The organism is Bdellovibrio sp. SBM16, from assembly GCF_056175625.1.
Map to the genome: position 1 here is coordinate 22615 of NZ_JBJKJG010000015.1, position 16152 is coordinate 38766.

Annotated in this window: 16 protein-coding genes; 9 read left to right on the top strand and 7 right to left on the bottom strand. The window is 44.6% G+C overall.

Annotation, left to right across the window (positions count from 1 at the left end):
- Window positions 1-28: 28 nt before the first annotated feature.
- Window positions 29-1009: a PstS family phosphate ABC transporter substrate-binding protein gene (locus tag AC04MM_RS14055; protein WP_475381012.1), complete on the top strand. Its 981-nt coding sequence runs from the start codon at window positions 29-31 to the stop codon at window positions 1007-1009.
- A gap of 119 nt (window positions 1010-1128) precedes the next feature.
- Window positions 1129-1680 (top strand): hypothetical protein, encoded by a 552-nt coding sequence (locus AC04MM_RS14060; RefSeq protein WP_475381013.1) that lies wholly within the window; start codon window positions 1129-1131, stop codon window positions 1678-1680.
- Window positions 1681-1712: 32 nt separating this feature from the next.
- On the opposite strand, the gene AC04MM_RS14065 is transcribed toward AC04MM_RS14060, so the two are convergent.
- The 5 genes from AC04MM_RS14065 to AC04MM_RS14085 are packed head-to-tail and all read right to left on the bottom strand — an operon-like array spanning window position 1713 to window position 5343.
- Window positions 1713-2276 carry a GyrI-like domain-containing protein gene (locus tag AC04MM_RS14065; RefSeq protein WP_475381014.1) on the bottom strand — a complete coding sequence of 188 codons (564 nt, stop codon included), beginning with the start codon at window positions 2274-2276 and terminating at the stop codon, window positions 1713-1715.
- A 3-nt stretch (window positions 2277-2279) separates the two neighbouring features.
- Complete coding sequence (locus tag AC04MM_RS14070; RefSeq protein WP_475381015.1) at window positions 2280-2834, bottom strand: thioredoxin family protein; 555 nt, start codon at window positions 2832-2834, stop codon at window positions 2280-2282.
- The gene (locus AC04MM_RS14075; RefSeq protein WP_475381016.1) at window positions 2825-3544 is read right to left on the bottom strand and encodes a biotin--[acetyl-CoA-carboxylase] ligase; all 720 of its coding nucleotides are present in this window, start codon (window positions 3542-3544) and stop codon (window positions 2825-2827) included. Before AC04MM_RS14075 ends, AC04MM_RS14070 begins: the two co-directional genes overlap by 10 nt.
- Window position 3545: 1 nt before the next feature.
- Window positions 3546-4370 carry a carboxylating nicotinate-nucleotide diphosphorylase gene (nadC, locus tag AC04MM_RS14080; protein WP_475381017.1) on the bottom strand — a complete coding sequence of 275 codons (825 nt, stop codon included), beginning with the start codon at window positions 4368-4370 and terminating at the stop codon, window positions 3546-3548.
- Window positions 4371-4380: 10 nt separating this feature from the next.
- Window positions 4381-5343, bottom strand: a complete 963-nt coding sequence (locus AC04MM_RS14085) for a response regulator (protein WP_475381018.1) — start codon at window positions 5341-5343, stop codon at window positions 4381-4383.
- An 89-nt stretch (window positions 5344-5432) separates the two neighbouring features.
- Here AC04MM_RS14085 and lptG point away from each other — a divergent pair, with 89 nt between their 5' ends.
- From lptG to AC04MM_RS14110, 5 genes are all read left to right on the top strand, one after another.
- Entirely contained in the window at window positions 5433-6512 is a 1080-nt protein-coding gene (gene lptG / locus AC04MM_RS14090) for an LPS export ABC transporter permease LptG (RefSeq protein WP_475381019.1), read from the top strand.
- A gap of 40 nt (window positions 6513-6552) precedes the next feature.
- Complete coding sequence (gene def / locus AC04MM_RS14095; protein WP_475381020.1) at window positions 6553-7164, top strand: peptide deformylase; 612 nt, start codon at window positions 6553-6555, stop codon at window positions 7162-7164.
- Window positions 7165-8109, top strand: coding sequence for a methionyl-tRNA formyltransferase (fmt, locus tag AC04MM_RS14100; RefSeq protein WP_475381021.1), 945 nt, complete (start codon window positions 7165-7167; stop codon window positions 8107-8109).
- Entirely contained in the window at window positions 8106-8765 is a 660-nt protein-coding gene (gene rpe / locus AC04MM_RS14105; protein ID WP_475381022.1) for a ribulose-phosphate 3-epimerase, read from the top strand. Before fmt ends, rpe begins: the two co-directional genes overlap by 4 nt.
- A gap of 73 nt (window positions 8766-8838) precedes the next feature.
- Window positions 8839-10458 (top strand): diguanylate cyclase domain-containing protein, encoded by a 1620-nt coding sequence (locus tag AC04MM_RS14110; protein ID WP_475381023.1) that lies wholly within the window; start codon window positions 8839-8841, stop codon window positions 10456-10458.
- Between the two features lie 3 nt (window positions 10459-10461).
- Here the strand turns inward: AC04MM_RS14110 and AC04MM_RS14115 are convergent, their stop codons facing one another.
- Window positions 10462-11790, bottom strand: coding sequence for a tetratricopeptide repeat protein (locus tag AC04MM_RS14115; RefSeq protein WP_475381024.1), 1329 nt, complete (start codon window positions 11788-11790; stop codon window positions 10462-10464).
- Between the two features lie 128 nt (window positions 11791-11918).
- On the opposite strand from AC04MM_RS14115, the gene hutH reads away from it, so the two are divergent.
- Together hutH and hutU are read left to right on the top strand one after the other, a co-directional pair.
- A complete protein-coding gene (gene hutH / locus AC04MM_RS14120; protein ID WP_475381025.1) occupies window positions 11919-13454 on the top strand; it encodes a histidine ammonia-lyase in 1536 nt (511 codons plus the stop codon).
- Window positions 13455-13466: 12 nt separating this feature from the next.
- Complete coding sequence (gene hutU, locus AC04MM_RS14125; RefSeq protein ID WP_475381026.1) at window positions 13467-15113, top strand: urocanate hydratase; 1647 nt, start codon at window positions 13467-13469, stop codon at window positions 15111-15113.
- Window positions 15114-15119: 6 nt separating this feature from the next.
- Here hutU and AC04MM_RS14130 read toward each other — a convergent pair whose 3' ends face one another.
- Entirely contained in the window at window positions 15120-16151 is a 1032-nt protein-coding gene (locus tag AC04MM_RS14130; protein WP_475381027.1) for a PulJ/GspJ family protein, read from the bottom strand.
- Window position 16152: the final 1 nt, after the last annotated feature.

The following is a 16152-nucleotide window of genomic DNA, read 5'->3' on the forward strand; positions in this document are numbered from 1 at the left end:
GCGTGAAGTTACGCGCAAAGGAAAAGTCATGAAGCTTTTAGGCTTAATCTCAGTTTTCGCTTTTGCATCTGCTGTTTCAGCAGCAGAACCTAAACTTATCAAAATCGATGGTTCATCGACGGTGTACCCAATCACTGAAGCGATGGCTGAAGAATTTCAATTAGCTAATAAAGGCACTGTAAAAGTAACTGCGGCTTTTTCTGGTACTGGTGGCGGCTTTAAAAAGTTTTGCCGCAATGAAATCGATGTAACCGGTGCTTCTCGCCCGATCTCGGCTTCTGAAGTTGAAGCTTGTAAAAAAGCCGGCATCAAATTCTTCGAATTGCCGGTGGCTTTTGATGCAACAGTAGTTGTTGTTCATCCAGCCAACACTTTATCGCAAATCACTGTTGATGAGCTTAAAAAAATGTGGGCTCCGGAAGCGCAAGGTAAAATCAAGACCTGGGCTGATGTAAATGCAACTTGGCCTAAAACTGAATTAAAACTTTACGGCGCCGGTGCCGACTCTGGAACTTTTGATTACTTCACTGAAGCTATCGTCGGTAAAGCCAAATCATCGCGCGGTGATTACACAGCTTCAGAAGATGATAACATCTTGGTCAAAGGTGTTGCCGGTGATAAAGGGGCCTTAGGTTTTCTTCCTATGGCGTACTACTTAGAAAATGCAAAAAAAGTAAAAGCATTAGCCGTAATTAACAAAACAGGTAAAGCAGTTCTTCCTAACCGTGAAACAGTTGAAAATTCTACTTACAACCCACTTTCGCGTCCGTTATTTATCTACGTTAATGCGGAAAGAGCAAAGCGTCCTGAAGTAAAAGATTTTGTGATGATGTACTTACGTGATGCTTCAGCCATCGTTCCACAAGTTAAGTATGTACCGCTTCCTAAAAAAGCTTACGACATGGCGACTGAGCATTTTAACAAAGGTAAAGTCGGCACCGTATTTAACGGTCATGCCGGTGTCGGTATGACCGTTGAAGAACTTCTTAAAAAAGAAGCTTCAATGTAAGCCTTAAAATTAATACAACATAATACTTGTTAAGCCCGCGTAAAAGTGGGCTTTTTTCGTTTTTAGGGCCATTTTATTTGGCCTTATCTTTGTATATACTTCTTCTTGGGGGAGGCAAAATGAAACTACACCTTGTGATCGTGATGCTTTTTTTATCATGGGCTTTATCGGCCAGCGCCTTTACGCTGGGAGCTTTAACTTTATCGAAAGACTGCACAGGTAAACCTTCTGAATTTAAGACATCAAGCGCAGACGGGGTATATACCCTCCCAGTAGCTTTAAAAGTTGAGAAGACATCGGGTGGGCTGGTGCGCAGAACGTGTAATGCGACTCTTCCAGTGAAGTTAGAAGGTGGCGAAAAATTAGTGATCGAAAATGTTTCTCAAGAAGTGAAAATGAATATTGAAGCTTCCGGTAGCGCGAAAGCGCAGTTAGAAGTGTTTTTAGCCGGGCAAAAAAGTGATGTTTTAAAAGCTGAAGCAAAGGCCACAGACAAGCCAGTGACAATAACTCATAAATTAGAAAAATCAGGAGTTGTGGCAGAATCAACGTGCGGTGGAGAAGTCATCATCCGGGCAAACGCATCTGGTGTGGCTATCGGCAGTGCCAATATCAGCCTGGGTCACGAAGATTTAAAAGTCACTTTAAAAGCCGTTAAGTGCGCGAAGTAATTACTTCGCGGTGACTTTTTAAAGTGGTTTGGTCAATTTAAGGGCCAGATGTACACAGTTTGCATCGAGTTTTTCTCTAAGATCTCGTAGATCTCAAGAACCGGTCCTTTGCGCGTCAGATTGTGCTCTTTAATAAATTCTTCGATTTTGGGATAGACCTTTAAAGGTCCGATCCCCGGTGCGCCGGTGAATAAGGCGACAGCGGCTTTTGTTTCTGGGTAAATTTCGGTTTTAAGGCCTTCGGGTAACTTAGTTTTTAAATCCGCAAAAATTTTCTCTTCGTTTTCATCTTTTGGATCAAGCAAACAACCGCCGCGGGCACGCAGACGTCCTTCTTCAACAGTTGCCGGGTTGTCAAAGTATTCACCGAAGCTTAAACGGCATTTTAAGCCGTTGTCTCGCGTCCATTTTTCAACTTCTTCGATGGTGGCTACAATCTTGTGGTAAGGACCGGTGTAGTCTTTAAAAATTAAAGTATAAGGGCCGCGCTGATCCTGTGCCACGGTCACTGATTTGAATGCGCCAGTGTATTGCATCAGATATAAGAAAAAAATCACCAAACCAATGGTTACGGCAAAAAAAGTATGTTTAACCATGGGTTATTGTTCTTTCCATTTTATAGAGCAACCCATTGAAGGTGTTTGCTTTTGTAAGGGGCGAGAGTATTTTAAATCAAGTGCTGCCTGATAAAGTTCACGTTTGGTGACTTTATCGGCTTCTTTCCAGTTATCATCAAGACGGCCGCGGTATTGTAATTTAAGATTGCCATCAAACATAAAATAATCCGGCGTACAAACAGCTCCGAAGCGTTTGGCAACGTCCTGTGATTCGTCATGCAGGTAGAAAAAGCTGTATTCTTTTTCGAAGAATCTTTTACGTAGGTTTTCAAAACTGTCTTCGGTGTATTTGGTGTCGGTATTTGAACAGATTGCGACAACATTAATATTCTCTGCTTTTAAATCTTTACCCAGCTGGATCAGGCGGTCTTCGATGGCTTTTACATACGGGCAGTGGTTACAGATGAACATCACCAGCAGTGGGTTGCCGTTGCTAAAATCTTTCAGCGAATAGGTTTTGCCATCCATACCAGGCAAAGTGAATTCAGGACAGGCTTGGCCAAACTGTGGGTTTTCGGGAGTATAAGTTAGCGCCATAAATCCTCTTTTAAAGTGTTAAAGTCAGTGTACTTGGTAACTAGTTTGGGATGCATGTTAAAAACCGCAAGCATGGCGGCCTGCAGAGTTTCATCCGGTTCCTGGTTGGCTTCAGGGATCAAGGCGCAGATTTCAAAGAGCACACGGTCTAAGAATTTAATCCAGTCCGATCCCATAACGCCCGGAAATTTTCCTTTGCTCATTTCATGAAATAAATCTGTCGCAATCGGTAGATTCGGGTGGGCAAAAACATTAAAGCCAAGGCCCACGATAATGCGGTGTTGGTTACCTTGGCTGACGGTTTCAACCAAAATTCCAGCAATTTTTTTATCGTCGATGTATAAATCGTTCGGAGCTTTAAGATTCCAGTTTAAAAACGGCCAGGTGGCGCGGGCGGCATTAAAAAGACTTAGACCGATCAATGAAGTTAAATAGGGGGTCGGCGCAACGGCAGATTGAAATGACCAGCTAGAAAGTAAGCTTGAACCTGCTGCCGGTGCGGTCCAGGTGTGGCTTCCGCGGCCGCGTCCGTGGGTTTGCTCGTCAGTGACATACAGCTGGATCGCATCAAGCCCGTTAAAGGCATCGTCTTTGGCCAGATCATTGGTGCTGGTTGTGGATTGATGATAGTCGCACGAGATGTTGTGCATTTCGGCCCAAGACGCCGTGATTACGCCAATCTTAATATCGTCGGTCGGAGATTCTTTCATGTTAGTTACCCCAGTCAAAGAGAAGGCTTACATCAGCACACGGTGCCGAGTGAGTCAAAGCACCGACCGAAATAAAATCAATGCCCAAGGCGGCGACGCTGCCTACGCGTTCTAAATTCATGTTGCCGCTGGCTTCAGTTTTAACAAAGTCGGGCACCAGTGCGCGCGCTTCTTTAAGCGCTTCGTTGGTCATATTGTCTAACAGAATACGGTCTACACGAAGGCTTACGGCTTCTTTAACCTGATCTATGGTTGAAGCTTCAACTTCGATCGGAAGGCTTGTGTGCTGACGGGTGCGGGTGACCGCCTGGGTAATCCCGCCCATAAGAGAAATGTGGTTATCTTTAATTAAAATCGCATCTGATAAATTAAAACGGTGGTTTTGCCCACCGCCGTGAACAACAGCGCGTTTTTCTAATTCACGAAAAAGCGGTGTTGTTTTGCGGGTATCTAAAATTTTACAGCGGGTGCCTTCAACTGCTTTAACGTACTTGCGGGTTAAGGTGGCGATGCCTGAAAGTAAACCTAAAAAGTTTAACGCCACACGCTCGGCTTTTAGCACCTGCAATAAATCACCCTCAATAGAGCAGATGGTTTGGCCTTTGTAAACCAGATCACCTTCTTCAAAAAGCCATTTGATTTTTACGTTGGGTTCCAGAAACAACAGAGTTTGTTCAAAAGCGGTAGAGCCTGAAAGGACCAGGTCGCTTTTGGCTTTTAAAATCGCTTCGCCAATTTTCGGCTTTACGGCTAGAGAATCGGTCGTGATATCGCCAAAAGGCATATCCTCTTTAAGGGCTGCTTTAATAAGGTCATGAGTTGTCATAGGTCTATCGTTATACTGACTTTTCAATGTCGGTTAAAAGTTTTTTTAATTCTTCCCTGACAATTTTCTCGGTGATTTCGGGAATAATCTGCCAGCAGATTTTCTCCGCCATCAAGCGCACTTCTTCGCGCATGAGTTGCTCATCAAAACGGCCTACGGTTTTACCCTGTGGAGCGTCTGTTGATTTTGAAATTTTATTTAATGCGACCGGCGAACTTTCAAGGTAATTTTTCAACTGGCCCTGAATCGTTTTTTCAAGTTCGTTGTCTTTATCGCCTTTAACTAACACTACTTCTTCGAATTCACCGTAGTTTTCAGTTTCGATGTGAATATCATTTGAAGGATCATACTCTTCAGTGATGGTGTGCACATCGGTCGCTTGCGTTTTGCCGGGTTTAACCGGCGCAGTCTGTTGCATTTGTGGCTGGTGTGATTTCGGGCTCGCTGGTTTTAAATCAAGCGGCTTAAATTCTTCTAAGTCATCATCAATCACAAGTTCATCTTTTTCTGCTTGTTGCTGTAGCTTGTGGCGGACGATGGTTTCTGATTCTTCAAAATCCGGAAGAGTCGGAAAATCCAATAGTCCTTTGAGCGGGTGTTCGTCGGTTTTTTTAACCAACTTATTAACCACACTTCTTAAGGCTTCAGTATCGAACGGTTTTTCTAAGCGGGCATTGGCCCCGGATTTTTGTGCAAGCTTTTCGTCGAATTCCATAAAACTACTCCACATTAAAACCACGGGAGTATTTTTTAACTGCGGATTAGCTTTGATATCGCCACAGACTTCGTAGCCGTTACGTTTTGACAGCAGAATATCAGCAAAGATAATGTCTGGACGAAAATCCAGCGCCACCGGAACCACATCGATTCCAGAGGGTACACTTTTTACCTCAATACCAAAATCAGAAAGCGCAAGTTGCAGCACTTTCTTTATGGTCGAGGATTCATCAGCTAGTAAGACGCGTAAGGCCATGACTAAAGTACATATCACAATACCGTTTGAGTCAAGAGTAAGGCACAATTATTCTGGAGCAACCAGATGGATATCAGGCTGGGTAAATTATGAGTCGTGTTGATCGCTACATCTTAAGTCTTTTCTGGGCCTCATTCGCCGCTGGCTTAGTGATATTTGTGACATTGTTTTTAGCAACTGATGTGATGAGCAACGTGCTTCGATACAAAGCCGTCGATACTGAGGTTTTTCTAAGCTATTACGGCTACTTTTTGCCTGAAATTATTCATAAAATGCTTCCGGTGGCGTCAGTGGTCGGCCTGGTTCTGACAATTTCGACTTTGAATAAAGGTTCAGAGCTCATTGCGTTATTCGCGTCAGGGCTTAGTTTGTTTAGAATATCGCGCTGGATTTTTATTTCGCTGTTAGTGGTGGGCGCGATTGATTATGTGGCCAGTGACCGGTTATTACCGATGTTTACCAAGCAGAAGAACTTCACTTTTTACAATTTTATCGAACAAAAACCGTCGAAGTTTCAAACCATCAAAACCGACAGAATCTGGTACCGATCAAAAAATACGATTTTCAATATTAAAACCCTTAACGCCGAGGGAAATTTAGCGCAGGGATTAACGCTTTATTTCTTTGATGAATCTTGGAATCTTAAACAGCTTTTGACGGCTGAATCAGTAATTTTAGAAGGTTCGAAATGGTTTTTACAAAACGGCACTATTTCGGTGTTCAGTTCGGAATCAAGTTTTCCGCTTAACGATCAGTTTGACCAAAAAACTATCGTTATGGCCGAAGATGCCCAGGATTTGCGTAGCACTGGACAAACTTCGGATCTGTTATCGCACAGTGAACTTTCGCGTTATATATCAAAAAATAAAGAAGCGGGCTTGGATACGGTTAAATACGAAGTCGATTATTTCTCAAAATTGAGTTTCGCCCTGGCGGGTTTAGTGATGAGTTTATTGGCGTTACCGTTTTGCGTAGGGCAAGCGCGCGGCGGCGGTATGGCTAAAAATGCCGGTATTGTCTTAGGCTTGGTGGTCGCCTATTGGATCATCTACAGCTCGATGCAAACCATGGGTTACCACGGGACACTTCCGCCATTTTTAGCAGCCTGGGGAGCCAACCTATTGATGGCGGCTATCGGGGTGTTCTTTCTCTTGCGTCTGAAAAAATAATTTAATACTCTCTGGTCGAGCTGAAAGCGAGCATTAAACAATGGCGAAACTTGAAATTCTGACTTATCCAAATCCACTGTTACGTGAAGTTTCTAAACCGGTAGAGCAGTTTACCCCGGAAGTGACGGCCAAATTAAAACAGTTAGCCGATGACATGCTTGAAACTATGTACGATGCCAACGGCATCGGTTTAGCCGCACCACAGGTTGGGGAATTGATCAGGATGTTAGTGATTGATTGCCGCCCTAAGGGTGAATCTGGCCGCTATGAAATTGGTGACATGACCGAGCTTGAACAAAAAGTGACGCAGCCATTGATTCTGATTAATCCTGAGATTGTTAAAGGCGAAGGTAAAACCACTTTTGATGAAGGCTGTTTATCAGTGCCGAGCTTTTTTGAAACGGTTGAACGTTTTGAAACCGTTGAAGTTAAAGCTTACGATGTTAACGGAAAAGAAATCCGTTTTACCACTGATGGTTTATTGGCCATCGTCGTCCAGCACGAAATGGATCATTTAGAAGGTACACTTTTTATCGACCACATCAGTTTTACGAAAAGCAATAAGATCAAAAATACGATCAAAAAAAGTGGTTACCCGACCAAAGAAGAAATGCAGTCGGCCCGTGACCGCAAGAAGGAACCGGTAAAGTAAATGAGTGTCGTTCGAGTTTGTTTTCTCGGAACACCTGATTTTGCCGCTAAACATTTACAATCGCTGTTAGACGATGATCACTACAAGGTGGTCGGCGTGGTAACCCAGCCGGATCGTCCGAGCGGACGTAAGATGCAACTGACGCCGTCGCCGGTGAAAGAACTGGCGCTCAAGCATAATATCGAAGTCATTACTCCTGAAAATCTACGTAAAGAACCTGAAGCATTAGAAAAAATTAAATCATGGCAGGCTGAAGTGGCCGTGGTGGTCGCTTTTGGTCAGATTTTATCACAGGAGTTTTTAGATAGTTTTACTTATGGCGCAGTCAATGTTCATGGAAGCCTGCTGCCGAAATGGCGTGGGGCGGCCCCGATTCAGCGTTCGATTGAGGCGGGTGATACGGTAACCGGTGTCTGCCTGCAGCGTATGGTTAAAAAATTAGATGCAGGGCCGGTGATCGGTGAGCGCCGTGTGCAACTGGATTCTGAAATCAATGCCACCGAACTTTACGACCGCTTAGCTACACTGGGATGTGAACTGCTGCATGTAGAGCTGATGGATTATATTCGCGGCAATCTGGCTCCGCAGCCACAGGACGAATCGTTGGTGAGTATTGCACCAAAAATCGAAAAAGAAGAATCATTTTTAGATTTTTCAAGATCAGCAGAGTCTCTGCACAATAAAATCCGTGCGTTCAGCATGGGCCCCGGAACATATGTTAACTTTCAGGGAAAGCGCTTAAAGATTCACAAAACCAAAGTGTATGCAGCCGCACCCACCGTAAAACCAGGTGAAGTGGCAGCCGTAGGCCCGGCAGAATTAATAATTCAAACTTCGCAAGGGCAGTTAGCGCTGTTAGAAGTTCAGCCTGAATCTAAAAACAGAATGACCATTGCAGATTTTTTAAAATCCCACCAGTTAAGCAAAGGACAAATTTTTTCATGAGTACAAAAATGATTGCTCCAAGTTTGTTGTCTTCGGATTTTGCGGATCTAAAAGCCGAAATCGCCAAAGTGACCGAAGCCGGAGCGCATTTATTGCACGTTGATGTTATGGATGGCCACTTTGTTCCTAATTTAACGATCGGTATGCCGGTGGTTAAGGCGATCAAGGGTGTAAGTACAATCCCTCTTGATGTACACCTGATGATTGATAAGCCAGAGAAATATATCGCAGAGTTTGCCAAGGCCGGTTCTGATTATTTAACGATTCATGTTGAGTCGACCGCGGTGGCCAAAGAGTGTTTACTAAAGATTCGCGAACTTAAAATCAAACCGGGAATCACTTTGCGGCCGGGCACCAAGTTAGATGACATTAAACCTTATCTGGATCTGGTTGATCTGGTGTTGGTCATGACCGTAGAACCCGGATTTGGCGGACAAAGCTTCATGCATGACCAGTTAGAAAAAGTCACTTGGCTAAAACAGCACCGTGAAACAAATAACTTAAATTATCTGATTGAAATCGATGGCGGCGTTAACGCGCAGACAGCCAAGCTCTGTTGGCGGGCCGGTGCCGATGTGCTGGTCGCGGGCAGTGCAGTGTTTCAAGGTGAGAAGACGGTTGTGAATTATCGTCGCAATATTCAAAACTTACTCTAGTCAAAAAAAGTTAAGAAAAAATTGGCGATCGTCTTGCTGACTTAGATAGTATATGCAGAGTTCGGCAATTAAAATGAATACAGTTGTTGCGACACTAATAGTATCGGCGCTTTTAAGCGCCGGTGTCAGCGCAAATGCGCGCAGTGGGCTTATGTGCCAGGCCTTGTTTCAAAATGAGACAAAGGAAACGCGCTTTAGCTTTGTGCCTGAACATATTCGCCTGACCCGCACGCCTCATGCCACCTATTTTGCCGACTATGTGTTTAGAATTAATAACTCTTCACGCTTAAGAAGTACTGAGCTGGCGATGGATTCTGAAAACGTTATTAATGCCAATTTGCAAAGCGGGCGTGAGTTTTTAAATGCGATTTTGTCAAAATCAAAACACGATAAACCAAACGGGGCTTTTATATTTATTGATGTAAATAATCTGGGTTGGGTAAATAAAAATTTTCACGATAAAATGCAGGCCGGCGATCTATATATTCAAAAAACCGTTGAAGCCATTCAGAGCGTGGTTGCAGATAAGGGATTGGTGTTCCGTTTAGGCGGCGATGAATTTGGAATTGTTTTAGAAACTAAAAGCCCGGAAGTCATTCAAAAAACCATGCAGAACCTTCAGCGTGAAATTCACGCTAAAGCCCATTCAGTTTTTTTAAGCGAGACCAAGCGCCGTGTGGCAGATTTCAAAGTGATGCATCAGCGATACAAAAATAATGAAATTTCAGAGGCAGAATATCAGTCCCGTTTGGCTGAATTCAGAACTTACACCCAGTATTCGCAAGAAGGGGTGTCGATGGGGATGGCGTATATAGTTGGTGGCTTGCCATCGGTGATTCAGCAGCGTGCTGAAGCTATGGCAGTTGAGATGAAGATTAAAATCAAGACCGCATTTAACTTAGATACCTCAAAGTATACCGGTGGCGTAAATCTGTCACAGGTAAACCATAAAATTAAACCTTCCTTTAGGCCTGATATCCCGATGGTGATGTCGCCGAGTGATTTTACCAAGGTCTACCCGCAGGCGCATACAGCCGACACACTCATCGTTAAAGACCGATCTATGTGGTTTGCTGCGGTTCCGGTCATGCAGGTAAAACGAACTCATGAAGTATTTCGTTTGGGGCAAATCGGCATTGGTAAATACAAAAATGAACTTAATGCAGATGAATACCATGCCGAGTATTATGATAACAGCGGTAAACCAACAGGTGAGACACGTCCTATCGAGATGAATACGGTGACCGGCTTGATGGATGCGCGCGCGCCAGGCGCAAAAACGGTGATTAACTATTTTCTTGGGCAAAGTGATAAGCTAGATGCAAATAATGCAGTGATGTGGGTGAGTTTACTTAACTTGGGTAAATTAAATTATTTTCACCGTAAAACTGAAACCGGGGATCTGGCGCTGGCCCTGGCGGCTAAAGCCATTCAGAGTGAACTTATAGGAAAGCATGTGCCTTTTAAACATAACGGCTCAGATTTTTATATTTTAACTACAGGTATTACTAAGCAGGAAATGAATGAACACAAAAAAAATCTCGAAGCAAAACTAAATGCTAATCCCTTGCTCGATCAGATTTTTTTACAGGAAATTGAATATATTAAACGCACCGAAGCAGATTCGGGTGACCGGCAAAAAAAGATCGATGAAATTTATAAATTGATGGCCAAAAAATATCAGGTCTTCTAGCAGTTATTCGACGACCCGAAACAGGGTCTCCATCTCAAGAGATGTCATCTGATATTCGTTTTCAAATACGCGGCTGATCACATCCGGCGGGTTTTTGCCCTTTTGGCGTAAACAAATCAGCGACTGATTAATCAGTTCAATGCGTGGCGTGGCATCGGTCAGCGGTGTGCAGAAGGCACCTTCAAATGAGCTGCGCAAGTGGGCCTGCAGTTCGGTTGCATATTTTTTAGAGACGATATCCAGCCACTGGTCTGCGCTGTAGCTGTCGCCGGATTTTTGAGGGCGTAAGCCGATAGCTGAATTGGAAAAGCTGTGCGATGTCTCGCGCGCTGTTTCGTGAAAAGTGTTTTGGTAGCGCGGGATACGTTCATCGCTCGCAACTATATTTAAGCCGGCATGCACTTCCTGAGAAATGACATTGACGTAGTAGGGGAATGAACGGCTTTCGTAGCTGGTTTTAGATGATCCGTCAGCAGCTTTGATGACCACCGGTTCGCTGTAGCTGTGATTGCGAAATTCTTTAAAACGGTTTTCGTTAAATTGATAATTACCGGTGGCCGTAAAATCCAGGGCTTTACGTGAATTTTTATCAAACCATCCGGTTTTGCTAAATTGCTCATTCATATTTTTATCAAGGGCCGCAACTAAGGCGTGCGGCAGTGGGGTGTGAAACTGTTGTTTCGCAGAAATTTCGAGATTCTTATAAAGTGGCGATGTCGATTTGGCGATCACCGCTTTCTGGTCAGCATAACTGCACCATTTGGCGATCAGTTGGTTGTAAAAATAAGTTTCTTCAGAAGTGGTGCGGCTTTTTTCTAAGCAGAATTTTTTGGCGTGCGTTTTGGCATCGTTAAAAGCCAGATCAAACGTCTTGCGGCGCACCTCGGGAAATAAAATTTTATAGCGTTCGATCAGGTACAACACCCGTAGGTGACGGCCGCGCTGGTTCAGACTATAGACTTCGGTGCGCAGGGTTTTATAGGCTTCGTCGGTTTCTTCACTTTGGGTAAAGGCCACGGCTCCTGTCGGAAACAGTCCCCAGCTATTTTCACGCTCTATGGTTTTGCGCAACAGTTCCAGGCTTTCTTGGTTATTGTTGGCTAGACGGGCCATTCTGACGCGGATTAAAGTTTGATCAATTACACCTTCACGGGCCTGTTTGAGACCTACCTGATAATCGCTGTCTTTCGGGTCTTTCGCGACGAGTTCTTCCATGATGATCAGAGCTTCATCAAAATTGCGCTCACTCATTAAATTTTGGGCTTTTTTAAACTGAGTTGTGCAAGACGTAAACAGAACAAGAAGTAGAAGCGAAGTAGTCAGCTGTTTCATAGGGGTTCCTTTGCATCTTTAGGGTAATTTTGTGTCTAAAAAAGGGCAATGACATTGCATGCCAATGTGCGCCGTAGTGTGTGATTCGAGTCTCGACTCTACCTTAGGCCTTAGGTAATATTTGGCCCATGAAAAAATACGTTATCGACGGTCAATCTATCACCGTAAATTCCCTGCATGAAATGGTTTACACCCCTGGTACTTTCGAGCTTGCGATAAGCTCCCGCACTGAAATTAAAAAATCACGTGATTACATCGAAGGCCGTATTAAAAATGGCGAGGTGATGTACGGAGTTAATACTGGTTTCGGCGCATTCTCTTCGGTACGTATTTCTGACTCTGAGATCGAACAACTGCAAAGAAACCTAATCCGTTCGCACTCGATGGGTATCGGCGAGCCGTTTACCAAAGAACAGTCAAAGGCAATGATGATCTTACGTGCGAATACTTTAGCGCGCGGTTTTAGCGGTATCCGCATCGAAGCGGTTGAAAAAATTCTAGAATTTTTAAATAACGATTTAATCCCGGTTATTCCGTCACAAGGCTCGGTCGGTGCCAGCGGTGACTTGGCCCCATTGTCGCATTTAGCTTTAACGTTAATCGGCGAAGGTGAAATCTGGGGCGCTGACGGTAAAACGATTACCACTGATTACAAAAATGTTCAGCCGCTGGTTTTAAAAGCCAAAGAGGGGTTGTCATTAATTAACGGCTGTCAGGTGATGACAGCGGTTGGCATGCTGGCCCTTTATGAGGCCAGACAATTACTTAAGATAGCCGATATTGCCGGTGCCACTTCATTAGAAGGTCTACGTGGATCGCGCCGGCCGTTTGATCCATTGATTGCGGCTACACGCCCGCACTATGGTGAAGCGCCGACAGCTAAAAACCTTCTGCGTGTGATGGGCGAACGCAGTGAAATTGGAGACAGTCATTTACACGAGACGACAGATCATCGTGTTCAAGATGCGTACTCGCTGCGTTGTATGCCGGCGGTGCATGGTGCAGCTAAAATGGCGCTTGAGTACTGTGAACGTGTTCTGACGACTGAAGCCAACTCGGCTACGGATAATCCGTTAGTTTTTGCTGATGCGGGTAAGATTTTATCGTGCGGCAACTTCCACGGTATGCCTGTAGCCCATGCCATGGATTTTGCAGCCATTGCGGTATCATCACTGGCAAGTATTTCTCATGAGCGTATTTCTAAATTTATCTCAACCCAAATGTCTGAGCTTCCGCCGTTTTTGGCGCCCAACGGTGGTCTGAATTCCGGTCACATGATTGTGCAGGTCGCGTCAGCAAGTTTAGTGAGCGAAAATAAAGTTTTAGCGCACCCGGCGAGTGTGGATTCAATGCCGACTTCGGCAGAAAAAGAAGACCACGTTTCAATGGGAACAATTGCCGCCCGCAAGTTTGCTAAAGTTGTTGAAAACGCACAGAACGTTTTTGCCATGGAATTTCTATCGGCGACGCAGGCCCTTGATATGATCGCACCGCTTAAACCGGCAGACGGTGTGAAAGTGGCTTTTGATACGATCCGTGCGGAGGTTCCGTACGCCAAAGAAGACCGTATTTTTGCTAAAGATGTAGCGAAGATTAAAGCCCTGATCTCTTCAGGGAAAATTGTTAAAGCTGTTGAAACTAAAATTGGCGAGTTAGAAATCTAAATAGAGGTATTTATGCACAAGAATATTCATGCCCCTACGGGAACAAAATTAAACTGCAAAGGCTGGTTACAAGAAGCCGCTTACCGCATGATTCAAAACAACTTAGATCCGGCTGTTGCCGAAAACCCGGATAACTTAGTCGTTTACGGTGGTATCGGCAAAGCGGCCCGTAACTGGGAATCTTATGATAAAATTTTAGAGGCGTTAAAAAAATTAGAAAACGACGAGACGCTGTTAGTGCAGTCAGGAAAGCCAATTGGCGTATTAAAAACGCATGAAGATGCACCCCGTGTGTTACTGGCTAACTCGAACTTAGTACCTAAATGGGCGACGTGGGAACACTTTCATGAGCTGGATAAAAAAGGCTTAATGATGTACGGCCAGATGACAGCTGGTTCGTGGATCTACATCGGCACTCAAGGGATCATTCAGGGAACTTATGAAACCTTCGCTGAGGCCGGCCGACAGCATTTCGGTGGTGATTTATCTGGTCGAATTATTTTAACTGCCGGTTTAGGCGGAATGGGCGGGGCACAGCCTTTAGCTGGCGTATTTGCCGGTGCTGTAGTTATTTGTACCGAAGTCGACCCGGTATCGATTCAAAAGCGTCTTGATTCAAAGTACGTCGATGAATCTGTTGATAGCATCGACGAAGCGATCGCACGTGCGAAAAAATACGCCGCTAACAAAGAGGCTAAATCAATTGCGCTTTTAGGAAATGCAGCAACAGTTTTAAAAGAAATGTTAGCAAAAAACTTTACCCCGGATTTGTTGACTGACCAAACTTCGGCCCATGATCCGCTAAACGGTTACATCCCAGAAGGTTACACGGTGCAAACCGCCACTGAATTCAGGCAACGTGACCAGAAAGCCTACTTAGAAGCCGCTTACAAATCGATGGCTTCGCACGTTGAATCAATGCTTGAGATGAAAAAACGCGGGGCGGTTACATTTGATTACGGTAACAATATCCGTGCGCGCGCTTTTGATGCCGGTGTAAAAAACGCATTTGATTTTCCTGGGTTTGTTCCGGCTTATATCAGACCTTTATTCTGTAAAGGTTCTGGCCCGTTCCGTTGGGTAGCGCTTTCAGGTGATCCAAACGACATTAAGGTAACTGACGATGCGATGAGAGAATTATTCCCGCATAAAAAAGATCTTTTAAAATGGTTAGACATGGCTGAAAAGCGCATAAAGTTTCAGGGATTACCTGCGCGTATCTGTTGGTTAGAGTACGGTGAGCGCGAAAAAGCAGGATTACTATTAAATGAATTGGTTCGCACCGGTAAGGTTAAAGCGCCGATCGTGATCGGGCGAGATCATTTAGACTGTGGCTCGGTCGCCTCACCAAACCGCGAAACTGAAGCGATGAAAGACGGCTCTGATGCCGTGAGTGACTGGCCGATGTTATCGGCGATGGCACTGGTTGCCAGCGGTTCAACCTGGGTGTCATTGCATCACGGTGGTGGTGTGGGTATGGGATACTCACAGCACTCAGGACAAGTGATCGTGGCAGATGGAACCGAAGCCGCTGCACGCCGTTTAAAACGTGTGTTAACAACGGATCCGGCGATGGGTATTTTTAGACATTTAGATGCTGGTTATGACTTAGCAAAAAGTGTGGCTGTTGAACGCAAAGTCAACAGCTGCTGGTTATAGTTTTTGCTATTTCGCTGATGCGACCTTATCGACCGTTACTTTAAAGACGGAGGTCGCAATGTCTTCGCGGTAAAAGGTGATTTTTTCAAAGCCGCGTAAGATTGGCAATTTCTGCGAGCTTACGCCGTGAAGTACATCTTTACGTGACAGCACACACTCCTTCGGATCGGTCGTGCAATCTAATTCATACCTGAATAAACGAATCGGCTTAATGCGCACACTCGCGCCATTGGCACCGACCGGTGGCAGGTTATACATGAACTGCTCGAAGTTATTAGGTACTATCGTCGTATTTACCGGCGTGCGGATATCGTAATTCCACAGCGGGGTATTTTGAGCGGTTTTTGGAATCGCCGTCGCCGCAATTTTTTCAATATCGTAGATTGAACCCGATTTTACGACCTTGCCGATAAACACCGCAGGTTTCAGTGGCGACACTGGCATGTACGACGAACTATCAACTAAGACCAGCTTGTTTAAATTAGCCGTCGAAATCAGTAACGGGTTGTTCATATCTTGGTTGTTAGCGTCTTTGGCCGTTAGGTAATTATTGTAGTTAATTCCACGGTAAGTTAGTGAAGCCGGTTGGTGCGGGTTTGCCGGGGCTGGGCCGACCTGAAAGAAGGTCACCGCATCGGCAAACAGGCCTTTTCCGCGCAGGGTATCAAACGTCATGACATAGAAAAATGTTTTTCCGCCTTTTTTTAAAGTAAAGGTGCGCGATTTTTTACTCTGTGCGCGGTAGAAAGGGCTTGAACGATCCGGGTCAAAATCAAAGAAATTCAGATTGTTATCATCCTTAACGACCAGATTATTTAACGACGAGCCAGAGTTACGCAAATCACGCACGATGATCTGATCACCTAAGGCAGTTTCGATTTGCAGATCCAGCTTTTCACTGATTTTTTTCTGCATATCAGTGGTTCTTGTTAAGACCTGAAACATGCTGACGCCCACAATAGAGGTTAACCCCATCGCGACCATTAACTCGGTGATGGTCATCCCTTTAGAATTTCTGAGCCGGTTGAATATATTCATA